The sequence below is a fragment of the Pedobacter sp. B4-66 genome, assembly GCF_018492665.1.
GTDB lineage: Bacteria > Bacteroidota > Bacteroidia > Sphingobacteriales > Sphingobacteriaceae > Pedobacter.
Genome location: NZ_JAFVME010000003.1, coordinates 172,280 through 188,962, shown reverse-complemented (window position 1 = coordinate 188,962; position 16,683 = coordinate 172,280). Strand labels below are relative to the sequence as shown.

At 38.1% G+C, this 16,683-nt stretch carries 22 protein-coding genes; 17 read left to right on the top strand and 5 right to left on the bottom strand.

From position 1 onward, the window contains the following. Positions 1-30: 30 nt before the first annotated feature. The 4 genes from J1905_RS05385 to J1905_RS05370 are packed head-to-tail and all read left to right on the top strand — an operon-like array spanning position 31 to position 7,027. Positions 31-3,246 (top strand): SusC/RagA family TonB-linked outer membrane protein, encoded by a 3,216-nt coding sequence (locus J1905_RS05385; protein ID WP_214226206.1) that lies wholly within the window; start codon positions 31-33, stop codon positions 3,244-3,246. Positions 3,247-3,285: 39 nt separating this feature from the next. Next, positions 3,286-5,043 carry a RagB/SusD family nutrient uptake outer membrane protein gene (locus tag J1905_RS05380; protein WP_250318012.1) on the top strand — a complete coding sequence of 586 codons (1,758 nt, stop codon included), beginning with the start codon at positions 3,286-3,288 and terminating at the stop codon, positions 5,041-5,043. Beyond that, the gene (locus tag J1905_RS05375; RefSeq protein WP_214226204.1) at positions 5,031-6,224 is read left to right on the top strand and encodes an Sb-PDE family phosphodiesterase; all 1,194 of its coding nucleotides are present in this window, start codon (positions 5,031-5,033) and stop codon (positions 6,222-6,224) included. The genes J1905_RS05380 and J1905_RS05375 overlap by 13 nt, the downstream gene beginning before the upstream one ends. A 17-nt stretch (positions 6,225-6,241) precedes the next feature. Beyond that, complete coding sequence (locus J1905_RS05370; protein ID WP_214226203.1) at positions 6,242-7,027, top strand: endonuclease/exonuclease/phosphatase family protein; 786 nt, start codon at positions 6,242-6,244, stop codon at positions 7,025-7,027. A gap of 51 nt (positions 7,028-7,078) precedes the next feature. Here J1905_RS05370 and J1905_RS05365 read toward each other — a convergent pair whose 3' ends face one another. The 3 genes from J1905_RS05365 to J1905_RS05355 all read right to left on the bottom strand — a co-directional run bounded on the left by J1905_RS05365 (position 7,079) and on the right by J1905_RS05355 (position 8,320). After that, positions 7,079-7,363 carry a hypothetical protein gene (locus J1905_RS05365; protein ID WP_250318011.1) on the bottom strand — a complete coding sequence of 95 codons (285 nt, stop codon included), beginning with the start codon at positions 7,361-7,363 and terminating at the stop codon, positions 7,079-7,081. Positions 7,364-7,434: 71 nt separating this feature from the next. Next, complete coding sequence (locus J1905_RS05360; RefSeq protein WP_214226202.1) at positions 7,435-7,725, bottom strand: hypothetical protein; 291 nt, start codon at positions 7,723-7,725, stop codon at positions 7,435-7,437. A 52-nt stretch (positions 7,726-7,777) separates the two neighbouring features. Further along, entirely contained in the window at positions 7,778-8,320 is a 543-nt protein-coding gene (locus J1905_RS05355; protein ID WP_214226201.1) for a DMP19 family protein, read from the bottom strand. 60 nt (positions 8,321-8,380) lie between these two features. Between J1905_RS05355 and J1905_RS05350 the strand changes: the two genes are divergently transcribed. Further along, on the top strand, positions 8,381-8,716 hold the full coding sequence (locus J1905_RS05350; RefSeq protein ID WP_214226200.1) for a TfoX/Sxy family protein: 336 nt from the start codon (positions 8,381-8,383) through the stop codon (positions 8,714-8,716). Between the two features lie 31 nt (positions 8,717-8,747). Here J1905_RS05350 and J1905_RS05345 read toward each other — a convergent pair whose 3' ends face one another. Further along, positions 8,748-9,155 carry a VOC family protein gene (locus J1905_RS05345; RefSeq protein ID WP_214226199.1) on the bottom strand — a complete coding sequence of 136 codons (408 nt, stop codon included), beginning with the start codon at positions 9,153-9,155 and terminating at the stop codon, positions 8,748-8,750. 208 nt (positions 9,156-9,363) lie between these two features. Here J1905_RS05345 and J1905_RS05340 point away from each other — a divergent pair, with 208 nt between their 5' ends. From J1905_RS05340 to J1905_RS05300, 9 genes are all read left to right on the top strand, one after another. Further along, a complete protein-coding gene (locus J1905_RS05340) occupies positions 9,364-9,963 on the top strand; it encodes a methyltransferase domain-containing protein (RefSeq protein WP_214226198.1) in 600 nt (199 codons plus the stop codon). Next, positions 9,960-10,250 carry a hypothetical protein gene (locus tag J1905_RS05335; protein ID WP_214226197.1) on the top strand — a complete coding sequence of 97 codons (291 nt, stop codon included), beginning with the start codon at positions 9,960-9,962 and terminating at the stop codon, positions 10,248-10,250. The genes J1905_RS05340 and J1905_RS05335 overlap by 4 nt, the downstream gene beginning before the upstream one ends. Before the next feature lie 29 nt (positions 10,251-10,279). Then, a complete protein-coding gene (locus J1905_RS05330; RefSeq protein ID WP_214226196.1) occupies positions 10,280-10,987 on the top strand; it encodes a Crp/Fnr family transcriptional regulator in 708 nt (235 codons plus the stop codon). A 78-nt stretch (positions 10,988-11,065) separates the two neighbouring features. Next, positions 11,066-11,584: an SMI1/KNR4 family protein gene (locus J1905_RS05325; protein ID WP_214226195.1), complete on the top strand. Its 519-nt coding sequence runs from the start codon at positions 11,066-11,068 to the stop codon at positions 11,582-11,584. Between the two features lie 75 nt (positions 11,585-11,659). Continuing rightward, positions 11,660-12,082, top strand: a complete 423-nt coding sequence (locus J1905_RS05320; RefSeq protein WP_214226194.1) for a DUF3995 domain-containing protein — start codon at positions 11,660-11,662, stop codon at positions 12,080-12,082. Positions 12,083-12,172: 90 nt separating this feature from the next. Further along, entirely contained in the window at positions 12,173-12,514 is a 342-nt protein-coding gene (locus tag J1905_RS05315; protein ID WP_214226193.1) for a hypothetical protein, read from the top strand. Between the two features lie 37 nt (positions 12,515-12,551). After that, positions 12,552-12,896 (top strand): hypothetical protein, encoded by a 345-nt coding sequence (locus J1905_RS05310; protein WP_214226192.1) that lies wholly within the window; start codon positions 12,552-12,554, stop codon positions 12,894-12,896. Between the two features lie 556 nt (positions 12,897-13,452). After that, positions 13,453-13,770, top strand: coding sequence for a hypothetical protein (locus J1905_RS05305; protein ID WP_214226191.1), 318 nt, complete (start codon positions 13,453-13,455; stop codon positions 13,768-13,770). A gap of 45 nt (positions 13,771-13,815) precedes the next feature. Then, positions 13,816-14,046 (top strand): hypothetical protein, encoded by a 231-nt coding sequence (locus tag J1905_RS05300; protein ID WP_214226190.1) that lies wholly within the window; start codon positions 13,816-13,818, stop codon positions 14,044-14,046. A 4-nt stretch (positions 14,047-14,050) separates the two neighbouring features. Here the strand turns inward: J1905_RS05300 and J1905_RS05295 are convergent, their stop codons facing one another. Beyond that, positions 14,051-14,479, bottom strand: a complete 429-nt coding sequence (locus tag J1905_RS05295; RefSeq protein WP_214226189.1) for a secondary thiamine-phosphate synthase enzyme YjbQ — start codon at positions 14,477-14,479, stop codon at positions 14,051-14,053. Positions 14,480-14,494: 15 nt separating this feature from the next. Here J1905_RS05295 and J1905_RS05290 point away from each other — a divergent pair, with 15 nt between their 5' ends. The 3 genes from J1905_RS05290 (at position 14,495) to J1905_RS05280 (ending at position 16,536) form a co-directional block, all read left to right on the top strand. Then, positions 14,495-14,812: a hypothetical protein gene (locus J1905_RS05290; protein ID WP_214226188.1), complete on the top strand. Its 318-nt coding sequence runs from the start codon at positions 14,495-14,497 to the stop codon at positions 14,810-14,812. A gap of 162 nt (positions 14,813-14,974) precedes the next feature. After that, a complete protein-coding gene (locus tag J1905_RS05285; RefSeq protein ID WP_214226187.1) occupies positions 14,975-15,847 on the top strand; it encodes a 3'-5' exonuclease in 873 nt (290 codons plus the stop codon). A 32-nt stretch (positions 15,848-15,879) separates the two neighbouring features. After that, entirely contained in the window at positions 15,880-16,536 is a 657-nt protein-coding gene (locus J1905_RS05280; protein WP_214226186.1) for a hypothetical protein, read from the top strand. Positions 16,537-16,683 lie beyond the last annotated feature (147 nt).

Here is a 16,683-nt window from a genome sequence, read left to right as displayed (position 1 = left end):
TCACAACAAACTAAAGGTTAGGAACACCACATGAAGCACTATTACATCTCATTCAAACTTCTATTTTCTGCCATCCTGTTTAGCTTTCTTCTACCAGCACAGGTAAATGCGCAGGGCAAAATTTCGGGATCAGTTACCGACGAAACCAAACTTCCGGTACCGGGAGTCAGTGTATTTATTAAAGGCGGTAAAGTAGGAACAACAACCGATAACAATGGTAATTTCAACATCATGGCTACACCAGGTGATGTGCTGATCTTTACCTACATCGGAACACTAAGACAGGAAATCAAGATCAACAGTCAAACGACTTTAAATGTTCAGCTCAAAGCAGATTCAAAAGCACTTGATGACGTGGTTGTTGTTGGTTACGGCACTCAGAAAAAGTCAAGCCTTACCGGCGCTGTAGATCAGGTCGGTAGCGAATATTTTGAGGACAGGCCCCTTCCAAGCGCTACGAGAGGCTTGCAGGGCGTCATTCCCAATTTAAACATCAAAATGACCGACGGTAAACCTACACGTGGCGCCACTTATAACATTAGGGGTACCACTTCTATAGGCGCCGGCGGTAGCGCACTTGTACTTATAGATGGTGTACCCGGTGATCCGGAAACACTAAACCCTAATGATATTGAAAGTGTCTCGGTATTGAAAGATGCATCTTCTGCAGCTATCTATGGATCAAGAGGTGCATTTGGCGTGGTTCTAATCACCACCAAATCCCCAAAAGCAAACCAAATCCAGGTGAGTTACAATACCAACTATTCTTTAAGTCAACGTACAACCACGCCAGACCTCATTTCCGACGGCTATATATGGGCAAAGAACTTTGACGAATCTTTCAATGCATGGAACGATTACCTGTCCCACCCGCAGAGCATCAATTCTCAGTTGCCCTTTTCACTTGCTGATCTTGACTCACTTAAAGCCAGGCACGATAACCCTTCATTGCCAAAGGTTTCAATAGACCCTACAACCGGAGCTTACAAATATTACGCAAGTACCGATTGGTTAAAGGAGCTTTATAAAGACAATAATGCAACCATGGAACATGCTTTAAGCATTGGCGGAGGATCGGATAAAGTGAATTTCCAAATGTCTGGACGCTTTTATACTCAGGAAGGTATTTTCAGATACAGTTCAGATGATTTCAACAAATACAACCTGCGTTTTAAAGGAAATATTAAAGTAAATGATTGGCTTAGCATTGCTACCAATTCAGATTTCTCTAGCAATAAGTATACCTACCCCCTTACTGCTGTTGGCGGGCTCAATGCCGTCTGGCGAATGATGGCCGTAACCGCATTTCCGGTCTCGCCCATGCTAAACCCGGATGGGTCAATGTCCATCGTAGGTGCTTATTCTATAGGCGATTTTTACACCGGAAAAAGTAAATCTAATGCAACGGAAACTTTCAATAGAAATACCATCGGATTCACAGCAACACCAATAAAGGATAAATTTATCATCAAAGGTGATTTCTCCTATTTAAACACCAGAGAGGGTGATCAGCGCAAATTCTTCCCGGTACCTTATAGCATAAAGCCTGGTGAAACCATCACTTCAGGGCTCAACTATCTTGGTGAGAGAGAGGTGAATGAAAATTACTATGGCTCCAATCTCTTCGGCGAATTTACCCAGCAGATGGGCAACCATCAGGTAAAACTGATAGTCGGCGGTAACCTCGAGTACAATTCAAAGAAGCTCAGGTACAGCCAGCGTGATGGGGCTATAGTAGATAACCTGCCTGATTTTAACCTGGCAACAGGTCTCAATTACCGCCTTACAGGTGGTGGTGAGGAATGGGCTACAGCGGGTGTTTTTTACCGCGCCAATTACTCATATAAAAACAAATACTTGCTCGAACTGAATGGCAGGTACGACGGATCTTCAAAATTCCCTCAAACACAGGCTTTTGGATTTTTTCCATCGGCATCTGCCGGCTGGGTGATCAGTGAAGAGACATTTGCTGAAAGATGGAAACCGATCTTAAATGTATTAAAATTAAGAGGTTCCTATGGTTCTTTGGGTAATGGTGATATAGCTCCCTATACTTTCCTTCAAACAATAGCCCCAGGTACTTCCGGAATGATCATGAACAATTCTTTTTCAAATTATATCAGTATGCCACGCGTACTTCCCGACGGACTGACATGGGAAAAATCGACAACGCTTAATCTGGGTACCGACGTAGAACTGCTTAAAAACCGTTTAACATTAAATTTCGATTGGTATCAGAGAAACACAACCAATATGATTACCATTGGACAACCCCTTCCGGCAGTATTCGGTGCAGGTATACCTAAAGGCAACTATGCAGACCTTAGCACAAAAGGATGGGAATTATCTCTAACCTGGCGTGACCGCATTGGAGCAACCAATCCACTCACCTATAGCCTGCGCCTTACCCTGGCAGATAACATTTCTACCATTACCAAGTTTTATAATCCAAATAAGCTGCTATCATCCTATTATACCAACCAGAGGCTTGGAAGTATCTGGGGCTTCGAAACTGAAGGTTTCTTTACCTCAGCAGAAGATATAGCGAATCATGCCAACCAAAACTATTTTGTAGTCTCAAATACCAATAAATTACTACCTGGTGATATCAAATTTAAAGACCTTAATGGTGATGGATTCGTAAACGCCGGTAATAATACGCTTGATAATCCTGGAGATCAGCGCATCATCGGCAACTCAGAGATCAGGCTGCCCTATGGTATCACCGGCGATTTAGGCTTCAAAAACTTTTCACTTTCCTTCTTCTTTCAGGGCGTAGGAAAGCGCGACTGGTACCCATCTACTGAAGCCGCATTTTTCTGGGGACAAAACAACAGGCCTTATAGCTTTCTCCCGGCTTTCAACTTAAACAGATGGTCTGAAGAGAACCCGGATCAGAATGCTTATTTCCCAAGGTATAGAGGTTATACCGCATTGTCAGGCACAAGAGAACTGGCCGTACGCCAAACCCGCTACCTGCAGGATGCAAGTTATATCAGGTTAAAGAACCTTACTATAGGCTATTCTTTACCAGCTACATTAACCAACAGATGGAAGATCAAAAGTGCTAAGGTATTTCTTACCGGTCAAAATCTTTGGACTTATTCGCCAATGTATAAAATCACCAAAAACTTTGATCCAGAAGTTATTGAAGGCTCAGATCCTGAAATCAACGCCGGTGGCGGAGACGGCTTCTCTTACCCTATGCAGAAAACGTATACAGTGGGTATAAATGTTGGGTTTTAATTAATGAACGACATGTATTTCAACTTAAAATATAAAGTGATGAACATAAAAAATATAGTGCTCATGGTGCTTGTTGCCATGACATTCAGCTCATGCAAAAAGTTTTTGGATTTAGATCCGGTGGATAAACTGACACCTGAACAAGCTTTTTCTACAGAAAACAATCTCCAGCTTTACGCGAATTCCTTTTATATAAATGCGCTTCCCGATGGCCCAGGCATATACCAGGCAGATGTGATGACAGATATTACGGTACCCAATACGGTTCCTAATTACATCAGTGGCAAATTGAATGTCCAGGATGTGGGTGCATGGAGTTTTGGAGCTTTGAGGAATATCAATTATTTCCTCGAAAACTACAATAATAATCCTGCAATACCCATAAAAGCAAGAAACCATTTTGCCGGGATTGCCAGGTTTTTCCGCGCATACTTTTACTTCCAGCAGGTAAAGCAGTATGGAGATATGCCATGGTATAATAAAACATTGGGCATTAATGATCCTGATTTATACAAAGGCAGAGACCCAAGATCGCTGGTGATGGATTCGGTCCTTGCCGACATCAATTTTGCTATTAATAATATATACACCACCAAAGACAACTCGGCAACACAAGTTACCAGTTGGGTTGCCCTTGCTTTAAAATCCAGGATATGCCTGTTTGAAGGTACTTTCAGGAAGTATCATTCCGAGGCCAAACTAATAGGCACAGCAAATACATGGCTCGAAGAGAGTGCTGCAGCGGCCGACCTCCTGATAAAGAGTGGACAATATAAACTCCAGACTGGTACCGATGCGACCAGAGATTACCGTTCCTTGTTCATTAGTGAAAATCCGGTATCTACAGAAGTCCTGCTTGCGGCAGTATACAATAATTCATTAAAAAAATGGCATAATGCTGCCTGGTGGTTCAACAGTGCCACGCTTGGTGCCCGTCTCGGACTTGACAAAAGTTTCATCAATACCTATTTAAATCTTGATGGTTCACGCTTCACTGACGATGAATCGTACAAAACCATGGAGTTTCAGAATGAAGTAAAGAACCGCGACAGGCGATTACAGCAAACCATACGGATGGGCAACTATAAACGTACTGATGGTAGTCCTGCCCCACCGGATTTCACAGTAACTTACTCAGGATACCAGATTCAAAAATTCTCTCTGGATGATAAGTATTTTGACACCCGAACCGAAAGTTATAACTCCGTTCCCATTATGCGCTATGCCGAGGTCTTGCTGAATTATGCTGAGGCTAAGGCCGAACTGGGCGCCCTGGGCCAGGCAGATTGGTCTTTAACTATAGGTGCATTGAGAAAACGTGCTGGAATTGCAAATGCTGATATGATGCCCTCAAGTGCTGATTCATACCTGCGCACCAATTTCTATCCAACAATCAGTGACCCTTTGATACTCGAGGTAAGAAGAGAACGTGGAATTGAGCTGGCTGTAGAGGGCTTCCGCTATGATGACCTAAAACGCTGGAAAGCCGGAAAAAACCTGGAAAGACAGTATACCGGCATTTATATTCCCGGAAAAGACCAGTTGCTGGATCTTAATGAGGATGGCAAGCCTGATGTAAGTTTTGTAGACAAAGTTCCTACTGCTAAAGTACCAGGGGTAACTTACTTCGTATTAGACAATAATACCTCTAAACTATCTGAAGGCACTAAAGGTAATTTATTATGGCTCAGTACAACTAAAAAAATGTACGAGGATAAGCAATACCTGTATCCTATTTCTCCGAATGAAATTCTTCTTAATCCTAATTTGAAACAAAACCCATTATGGCAACAATAAAAAAGTTACTGCTGATTCTGGTACCCTGTTTATATTTAAGTTTCCAGGTGTCGGCTCAGATACAGGAAAAAAAAGATGTGCAAAGAAAGATCTCCCTTCCAAATATCCCTGGCTTTCAAACTTTAAAGGGCGACTTCCATATGCACACCGTGTTTTCAGACGGACATGTATGGCCCTCTTTTAGAGTCAATGAAGCCTTGCGAGACGGACTGGACGTTATTTCGCTAACAGAGCATATAGACTACGAAGGTTTCCCTGATGAACTGAAAAGAGATTACAATAAGTCTTATCAGATAGCCACTGAAGCCGCAAAAGGTAAAGATTTGCTGATAATAAGGGGTGTAGAAATCTCGCCAAGGGTACCACCTTATCATAATAATGCGTTATTTGTAAAAGACGCCAACATCCTCCCTATCGAGTATATGAAAAGCGGTAAGAAGAAATTTGTAATGAAAGACAGCATGACGCATGAGCAGTTGATCGCTCCTTTCCTCGAAGCAAAAAAACAGGATGCGTTTGTGTTTTATAATCATCCGGGTTATTCCTGGTGGGACAAAAAGGACACAGCCATATTTACAACTTTCCATAAGGAGCTGCTGGAAAAGAAAATACTTGGCGGCGTGGAGGTCGCCAATTCCGGAGTCTATAACATCATTGCGCACAGACTGGCAATGAAATATAACCTTACCATGTTTTGTAATACCGACGAGCATTATGATATGTACCCGAGGTATGCAAAAACACATCGTCCGATGACACTTGTATTTGCTAAAGATAAAACTGAGGAAAGTTTAAAAGAGGCAATGCTAGCCAGAAGAACTGCCGTGTATTTTGATGATTACCTTATAGCGCGACAGCCGGAAGCCGAAGCTTTTTTTAAAGCTGCTATAAAAATAACTACAGAAAAGAAGGTAAGAAACGGCGAGCCGATATTTGAAGTAAGTATGTTTAACGACAGCGATATTCCTTTTAAGATCCAGGCTTCTGCTGATTACAACATCGAAAAGTTCCCAATGGGACAAGCAACCCTGGTACCTCATGACACCACTAAGATGATTCTTAAGGCGATATGGGACCTGCCTAAACAGCTTGTATTAAAACTGACGGTTCATAATATTCTGGTTACACCAGACGAAGCTTTAAAAACTCAGTTTATCTTTATTAACGAAGAAAAGAAGTAAGAATAACTATTTAAATTATGATGAAATATATAGGAAGTCTGTTGTTATTGGTTTTGTTTATTCATAGTCCTCTATTGGCTCAGAAGGTTCGTATCATGAGCTACAATATTCACCATGGCGCAAACAAACAGGAGGTTAATACATTAAAGGAAATTGGCCTTTTCATTAAGGCCTCCGGTGCAGAACTTGTAGGTCTGCAGGAGGTCGACAGCATGTGTAACCGATCTGGAAAGGAAGATCAAATGAAAAAGCTGGCCGAAATAACCGGGATGCATTATATGTTTGTCAGACATTTTGCTTATGACGGAGGGGCGTATGGTTTGGGCATTTTGTCTAAATATCCCATTTCGAATGCAAAGAACGATAGGATCACGTCTATTTCCAAAGACTCAGAAAAGAAATCGCTGGCATTATTATCGGCCAAAGTATTGCTACCGGGTAAAAAAGAGATAATTTTTTCGACCGTGCATTTTGCTTTAGATCAGCCAACCAGGATCACTCAGTCTTCGGAAACGATAGCTTATTTAAACAGAGGGTTGCCAGTTATATTAACTGGCGACCTCAATGCTGAGCCCGGTCAGAAAGAGATTGGGCAACTTGAAGAAGGTTATGCTAACATTGGTATTGGTGATACAAATATTTTAACCTATCCTGATCAAAAAGCCGTAAAAAGGATAGATTATATTTTTGTGAGCAAGGATAGTTTGAAGAAGACAATAAGCTGCGCCGCTAATAGCGATATTCATCATTCTGATCATCTCCCACTAATGGCCGAAGTTGTACTGAATAAAGGGGCTAAGTAAACCTGAGCCCCTTTACATATACCTTTTAGGAAGAGGTGGAATTATTTTGGTCTACCGATCCAGAGACTCTATTTCTTCTTTGGAAAGTCCTGTTAATTTTGCAATTTGTTCAATCGAAAAATCGTCCTTCTTCATTTCACGTGCAATTTCCAAATCTCGATCGTGTCTACCCTCTAGTCTCCCCTTGAGTTCAGCCTCTTTTCTTACCGTTTCATCGTGACTATAATTATCCCTTGCGATTTTTAAACTTGCTTCATAAGCAGCCATTTCATCTGGATTTAAATTGCTCACCTCTGCTATTTTAAATAGTTTAACAAATTCTTCCTTATCTTTCAAAGATACTGGAATTTCTGTTAAAGTTAATTCGGCACACTTCTATCTTAAATAATTTATTTTAGACGGAGTGTTTACAACACCAACAATAAAACTAGCTTACTTCTTAGAAATATTGATGGTCGTCTATTTATTTCCTTGTATAAGGTGTCCTTTTCAAACAATACTACGATTGATAAATCGGAGTATTTAGTTTTTAATTTGGGCTTAGAATTATCATAAGTTACACTCGTCCAAGTTGCATCTGATGAGGAGTTAGCGTCCGACTTATAAAGGTTAAGATCTAATACTCCTGTCTCTCTAAGAACCATCACAATTAGGAGGATTCCTACTATAGCGAAAAATAGTTTAATGCGAGGCGTCATTTAATATGATTTTAAGGCGTTTGTACTTAAGGTAAGTATAAGCAATTAACTGTTAAAAGTCCGAAGCATGCTTTTCAACGAATTTTAAATTTAAAGAATTAAGATCCTCTTCATAATCCATAAAGCGTTTTTCAATATCATCCCAAATGGAGGTTTCGGGATCAATTTTCCCTACCAAAACGGATCTGCTCTCTCTATCTTTTGGAACTTTTGAATTGGGAAATTTATCTATAGCTTCTTGTAGTATAATAGCGGTCTTGATGGCGCCAATTGCTTTTAAAGAGCGTACGGTTTCATGAGCATAATCGCCACTGGAATTGATAAAATATTGATTAAATCCGCCGTTATTCACTTCCCTCTCCAAATTTTGATTTATATAAAATAACTTTTGAGACTCAGAAAGTTTCTCCATATGATCTCCATAATCGCAAACCGCTCCAATGAAATTATCAATCTCGATAATGCTATTGTTAATTGTTTCCGCTTTAAGTAGCTGTTGCAGATTTGGAATTCTTGATATCTTTAGATTATCTTTTTGCTGGGCATTTGTCATGAGTACAAAAATGGTGAGTAAGAGTGTTACGAAAAATTTCATATTTGTGAATTCAAATCCATATTTGAAAGATATTAAATGTAAGATATAAAGACGTAAACTATGGCATCAGATCAGAAATTTGTTGATTTCATTGTAGACCAAATACAAGGAGCTGGAAAAATCAGCGGCAAGAAGATGTTTGGAGAATACGGCCTATATGCAGATGAAAAGATCTTTGCTTTGGTGTGTGATAACAAATTGTTTATTAAACCAACAGAAGCCGGAAGAGACTTTATAGGAAACGTGGTTGATGCACCACCCTATCCTGGAGCAAAACCGAGTTTTCTTATTGAGGAGCAAATAGAAGACAGAGAATGGATCAGTGAGCTGGTGAAAATCACAGTGGCAGCCCTTCCAGAGCCTAAGCCTAAGAAGGCCAAGAGTAAAAAGAAATAAGTGCTGCCCACAATTGAGCAGCACTTAAATACTATTTCATAGAATGAAAGCCAATATGATTGCCTTCAGTATCTTCGGCAACACCACAGAAGCCATATTCTCCAAGAGACATCTTTTCTGCAATTACTTTGCCTCCTGCGGCTGCCACTCTTGAGAGTTCAACGGCACAATCTTCGGCATGAAAATAAACCAATGTACCTCCAGCACCTGGCTTGCCCATACTTGATTTAACTAATGTGCCGCTACTGCCAGGCCCCATCATATCTCCAGGAAATGCAAGCATTTCAAAGTAATAAGGGTCATCTTTATCCACTTTCATTGTATCCGGAGTCGCCAATTCAGATAGCTGAATCTGCAATACCGACTCATAAAATTTCTTAGCTCTGGCCAAGTCGTTTACACTGATCTCTGTCCAGACAAATGGGTTTTTAACTGTCATGATTTTAAGTTTTAATAATGGAATAGTTCCATTGATACTAAGTTCTTAAAATATAGCTTTAATAATGAGGGGCAACTATGACAAAAGTCAGGGCAAATTGTGTCACCAACAGTTGTCAAATAATGACTTTTATCATTTTTTTCGATGATCTTTTGTGACGAAATCCGTTGATTCTATAACCTAAATTCGCCACAACATATTTCGATTAATGAACACAGGTCCCGTTTCAACAGCCTATTATTCTGACGATGAACTTTATGCTAGCCAGCTTTCTCCAAGAATGAAGAAACTTTCCCCCATGCATTGGAGTCCGCTGGAGGTGATTAAGACCGCTGCGGCTTTTCTAAGTGATAAACCCGGCAGCAAGATCATTGATATTGGCAGCGGTATTGGGAAATTTTGCATTGCCGCCGCACAGGAATATCCAGATTGTGATTTTTATGGAATTGAACAAAGAAAAGATCTTCATGAAATTGCATTGTTGTCCAGGAAGAATAGCCCTAGCGAACTCAACATCCACTTTATGCATGGTAATTTCACGGAGCTTGATTTTAGCCGTTATGACGGCCTTTATTTTTTCAACTCTTTTGCGGAAAACCTGTACAGTTTTGGACGTATCGACAACTCAATACAGTATTCGGCAGGCTTATACAACTACTACGCCAATTATCTTTATAAAATCCTTGAAGACAAAGCATATGGAACCAGATTGGTCACTTACCATGCAAATGATGCAGAACTTCCCAAAAACTATCAATTGATACAAACTACCTTCAACGATCACCTTAAAATGTACATCAAGGAATGAGTCACTCAACCAATAAAAGAATGACAATGGAGGAAATGATAGATTCCTTGATTCAGCAGATTTCTTGCATGCAAAACTATGCACAAGTGGAGTCAGTGATTCTGGATATTTCCAGGAAAGCGGCAGTCCATGGCTTGCCTGTATCCCAATGCTTCAGTAAATTGGAAATTACCATCGAAGAACTTTCGCCAATGAATTTAACCAGTACACAATGGAGCTGTTTTCGTTATGCACTAATATGTCTTCGTGAAAAAGCTAGCCTGTTAAGAAAATACAGGAGGCATTAAAAGCCCGTTATTATGCTAACTTTGCACACATGAGTTTGAATGGTCTTTTCCCCATAGAAAAGTGGTTGTTTTCTACCCGTTCCGTCCTGAATATGCTCAATGAGCAGGATTATACTTTTTTAATCGGCAGACAGAATATTGAGAAGTACAAGAAAGGAGAAATAGTATTCAAGGAAGGAATGGTGCCCTCTGGAATTTACTATATCCATTCGGGTAAAGTAAAAAAATACAAAAAAGGACCTACAGAAAAAGAGCAGATCATTTATGTCGCCAATAAGGGAGAGCTAATTGGATACCATGCCTTGTTAGCCGAAGAAAGGCATCAGGATTCGGCGGCGGTCTTAGAGGAGAGTTCGATCAGTTTCATACCAAAAGAAGATTTTCTTGAAGTTCTTCAGCGTTCTCCTCAATTTGCAATAAGTCTGTTAAAAGCGTTGAGCCATGAATTTACTGTATTTGCCAATAACATTTCAGCATTTTCGGATGCCTCTGCCGTTGAAAGACTAGCGATTGCGCTCATTGTATTCAGGGAAAAATCGAAAATAGGCCTTATTGAGGGGCAACAAATTGTTATAGATATATCTAGAAGTGACCTCGCAGCAATAGTTGGAATAGCCAAGGAGAATGTAATCAGGCTTTTGAAAGAGTTTAAATCTGAAGGGATAATCACAACCCAGGGTCGGAAAATCTGGATTCAAGACATTGAAAAACTTGTCAAGCGCTCCAATAGAAATTAAGCTTAATCAAATGTAGCAGCTAATTTGAATATAAATAAATCTGAAGTAAATCCCTATATTTAGTTAATCAGTCTTGCTATGCTAAATAACATACTAAAAAAGATATCGGAACTGTCCATAAAATCAGAACATTTCAACAGCTATTCAAATGAACAAATTAAAGCTAATTGGATAGGTAATAACCCTTCAAAAATTGTTGATATAGAATCTGTCGAGAAGAATCTTGGGATAAAGCTTCCACAAGACTACAAAGACTTTCTCTTAATAACTAATGGATTTGCAGCAACAAGAAATCATACCAAACCAAGATTTGAAGCTGTCGAAAACATAGACTATTTGGTCAATATTGACAACTTTATAGTTGAAATATGGAACCAAGAGGGCTTAGAAGATATCGGTCGAGAGTTAGCAAGAAGTATATTAATTGCAGGTATCGAAGAGGAACAGTACTTTCTAATTATTCCTCCAAAATCGGCAGAAGATTCCTGGAAGTATTGGATGTTTGCTTCTTGGCTTCCTGGCGAACTGCCCTATAAAAATTTACTGGATTATTTCAAAAGCACCTTAGAAAGTATAGAAAAAGAGGGATACTCATAGAGATCTCGTTAAAGACTGTTAAAGTAAAGGCAAATAAGCATCAAATTGTTATATTTAGTACATGCCTATAAGCCTATGATTCAAATACTACTTATCCTAAATAGCCTAATTTTTTTCTGCCTTGCCTCTATCCATATCTACTGGGCGCTTGGTGGGAAATGGGGCGAAAATGCAGTCATTCCGACTAACGGCAATGGCAAAAAACTATTCAATCCAGGATTCATGGGTACACTTATAGTAGCATTAGGATTGCTGCTATTCATGCTAGCCGACCTCTCATACAGCGGTCTGATAGAATTTGAATTAAGTAAAAACACAATGCACTATGCCATATTGGTTATTGGTGCAATTTTCCTTGTTCGGGCAATTGGCAATTTTAACAATGTAGGATTTACAAAAAGACGTACACAAACTGTATTTGCAAAAATGGATACTCGATATTACAGTCCTCTTTGTTTATTCATTGGTATAGTGCACTTAGTGGCTGGCTGTTTCTAAAAGAACTATAGACACCTAGACCCTTGATTTCAAAATCAATTGTAAAAATACTAATATTATTAGTATTTTTGTTTCCTAAATCTTACTAAAATGGGGAACAGGCCAGAAAGACAACACAGACCATTAATTGGCTATCTGGGTGATTACGATCAAGAGATAAAATCAATAGTTTTAATTAGAAACATAGTTTCCGAAGCACTTAAACAGAAGTTATGGGTATTCGATCGTTCCATTAAAAGATGGTTTACTCCAGAAGAATTTTTAGAGATGTATGAGCGTTATGATAACCTGGATACTAAATGGCTAGAGCGGATTGAGATCCTTGATCCAGTAACTGGATTAGAGGCGGCTGATAAGCAGATTGAAAGTATACTATTTCGAAAAGCCATCTTTACAAAAAGAATTATTGAGTATATGAATAAAAAAAAATAATATTTGTAATCTCTATTAGAAAGAAGAAACTTCTACCATGCAAGAACCTATTCATAAAAATTACAAGATTGCCGCCTACCTCCTCTTTACAGCATCAGCAGTTACATTAACAAATCATATGCTGCATTATGCTAAGCATATTGCTACAGGAAATCTGGTGCTTGAAACAGCACTCTTAATTGCTATTTTGGGGTATTTTGCACTTTTAGGCAAGGACTGGCTAAAATGGGTTCTAACTTTTATCACGGTAATTAGCGTGTTTGCATTACAACCCATTTTAAAGGATTTTGATGCTTATCCGGTTTATAGTGTACTAAGTGTTATTACTTGTGCGCTACAGATTATTGCTATGCCATTTTTATTTTTGGTACCAAAGCTCTAAGTCAGTCATTAAAAGGTCATATAAAGCGCGGATTGTGACGTATTGCGTCCATTCCGTCGTAAACCGCGTAGAATGTAGATGTGTCTTTATATTTCTGTTATATTTAATATATCAAATCAAAAAAATCGCTTGATATTAGAATACTTTGAGCTGAACAACACCGCTTAAAAGGTTTAATCAAGAGGGTGTTGCCATTAAATTGGATTGTTTTTGATTTGGTTTCGGATTTGGAAAAAATCCGAATTTGGGCGTATAATATAGTCGCTCCTGACACCACCTTTAAACGCACCTTGTTCGGACCTCGTTCGGCCAGAGCCGAACGAGGTCCGAACAAAAGCCCTAGAAGAAGCGAAGGATTTGAAGAACCCAAAAAAAATCCAAAAATTTGGGATATCCCTTCATTTTTGGAAAAAAATAGAATGAATTTTTTTCTATTATAAGTTGCTTTGAGCCTTACTCCTATGAGTTGAATTCATGGAAATGCATATGATGATTTCTGGGTACATCATCGTTTCATCAGGATTCGGAATACGCTATTTATTATTATATTAGAATCATGATTAAGAAACTGCTCTCACTCCTATTCCTTCTCGCATTATTGGGATGCAACTTAGCAAAGAAAAAATCAATAGATCCTGCCGAGGTGGGCAGGAAAAGAGAACAGGCATCAGCTGATAGAAACAATGGCAATTTGGGGAAATATATCGATGTCATAAACTTCAATGTTTATACTCCTGATTCTGAAGATGGTGATACTTCCAGTATAAGTATCGCAAATCCTGAAAAAAATCTTCCTCAGCTTCAAAATCCAGAAGAAATTGTAATAACCCAGCACACTGTAACCATAATCATTGACTATCCTTTAACCAACTAATATAAATTCGATCTCAGTTCAAATACAGGTTTTACAAGAGTGCATTTGATCAATGAAATCAATAAGGCTTATCTTAAAATATACGCGGAGGAAGAAGCTAGTGCCACCATCAAAACCATCCCCATAGAAAAAAGAACGACCTTATATAATCGTAATGACACCAATGGTAAGTACGGAATTTGGGGTCACGATATTGAAGATCTTATGTTGGCACAAATAGAAATTTATGAAACACCAGATAAAAAGCTAATTCTAGCACTTATAACGGAATCCTAATTTCCTAATACTTTTCGCCCCAAGCAGTTATAACCGAGGTTCTTTCACCTCCATAATTACGATGCTCGCAAAGATATATACCTTGCCAAATACCCAATGCAAACCTTGCGTTACGAATAGGTATAGTTACTGAGCTACCCAAAATTGACGATTTCAAATGAGCAGGCATATCGTCAGAACCTTCATAGTCATGCTCGTAATCCGGATCATCTTCCTCAACTGCTTTATTAAAGAAAGTTTCAAAATCTCTCCGAACAGTCGGATCTGCATTTTCATTAATAGTAAGGGACGCAGAAGTATGCTGAATAAATATCTGGCAAATCCCGGTTTTTAATAATCTAACTTCTGGCAAGGCCGCTTCTACTTCATCAGTAATCAGGTGAAACCCTCTTCTTCTTGCCCGAAGTGTTAATATTGTTTGAAAGATTTCCATAAATTAAATTAGGCAATGATATATTACTTTACACTAGGTCTTATTGCTAAATCAAATATACGTCATAATCCAAAAATTCAAGTCCATACCTATTTTTTAAAAGCACTACGTTTTACGGTTAACCGTATGAAAGAAAAATATTTAAATGAGTTTTTTGTATCTCATTTAAATAAATCAATTTTTATGGCAAAGACAGCTGCATTTCATTCGATTAAACAAAACGTTTATCATGACAACACTAAGTGTACAGAAGGTAACAACATTGAAAAAGAGAATCTAAGATCTGGAACCGGTAATAAACCTAAATGCGCGCACTGCGCTAAGTTAAACTAATTTCAGTTCTGGCTATCAATTGATTAATGAAAACTAATGACTGCCCCTTGGAAACGAGGGGCTTTATTTATCTTATAACATTTACAAAAAAATAGTTCCGACCTATATTTATAAGAAAAGAACCATTTATATTTATTTGAAATCGAACTCTAAACCAAAAGTATGAACTCATTTATTGCTATTGACTTTGAAACAGCCAATGAGAATCGTAATAGTATTTGCCAAGTTGCAATTGCTATAGTGGAAAACAACGTGGTAATAGACTCAAAAGATTGGCTAATTAGACCCAAGGAACTACGTTTCTCTCCTATAAACGTTTATAAACATGGAATAACCTTGGATCATGTAAAACATTCTGCCGAATTCCCCGAGATATGGCAGGAAATTAAGCCTCTAATAAATGGCAATATTGTGATAGCTCATAATGCCTCTTTTGACATGTATGTTCTAAGAGATGTGCTACAATTATATGCACTTGAACTCCCACAATTTAATTTTTGGTGTACATATTTAGCTGCTAAACAGAAGCTGCAGTTAGCAAAAAACACATTACCAAGTGTTTGTTTACATTATGGCATCAACTTATCCAATCACCACAATGCCAGATATGATGCCATTGCATGCGCGGAAATAGCTATTAAACTAGGAACTCCATTTAAGTTGCGAAACTTTCCGATTGAAATTGAACCAACAAAAGATTTCTCTAATCCATTCAAAATAAAAAAGGCTGATTTGTCTGGTATTGAAATTTATGATCTTTCAGAAAATCTATCTCAACAGACTTTCTTTGGTAAGAACGTCGTAGTCACAGGAACATTCAATGAAATCTCCAGAAGTAAGGCCGAAGAATACGTTATAAGAATGGGTGCGAAATTGGCCTCTTCAATAAACAGCAAAACCTCCCTCCTAGTTATGGGAGAAAATGCTGGCCCAAGCAAAATAGAAAAGATTAAAGAACTTAATAAAACCGCTTTTGTTCCGATAATTGATGAGAAGGAGTTTCTTGAGGTGATTGAGGCTTTAGGGCTTAACTAGAGTATTTAAATTTATATAAAAAACGCGATCTAATGAAAGAACAGAAAATATTGAAATTTATAGAGAGTAACAGTAAGGAAGATCTTAAAGATTTTTATAATACCGCCAATGACAAGCTCAAAGAATTAAGTTCTAAACTACGTAAGCAGCATGTATCCCTAATTGTTGTAGTATTTCTATTTACAATAGGCGCTAAGAGTTCAATTGAATCATTTCAGGTTGGTCCAGTATCAATTAGCGATGTAAGTATTATTATTAAACTTCTTCCAATACTATTTTCATATCTTCTTTTGGATATATTTCTAACTTCCAACCATAAATCTGAAACCTCAACCGCTGTGAAAATGGTCTCCATGGCGATTTATAATCAGGAGTCTAGTTATAAAGATATACATAACAAAAAATCAAATCTCATATCAAGAATTCTATTGCCATTCTCTTATTCTATCGAACTTACAAGATTTAATAATGATAAGACAAATATCTTTCAAGTCATTTTTAAGTGGGTGGTTTACTTTCCCTTAGTTTTTTCCATTGTGTTACCTGCTTCTTTCGAATATTATATGCTGCAGGATATATTTCGGAATCATTTTAATGATGTTCTTGGAAAAATTTCTTTCATTTCAACAATATGGATAAATCTAATCACGATCTACTATATGATTAGCAGTGCTAATAGTAAAGAATAAATTTCGAGTTGAAAATTACTTTAAGATTGTTCCAATTCACTAATAGCCTTAATTAGGCATTGCTCTATTATATCTTTTAATTCCAACAGTATCTCATTTATTTGATTCAAACTTCAAAAATTTGAAATTATAACCATAGTTTTGGTT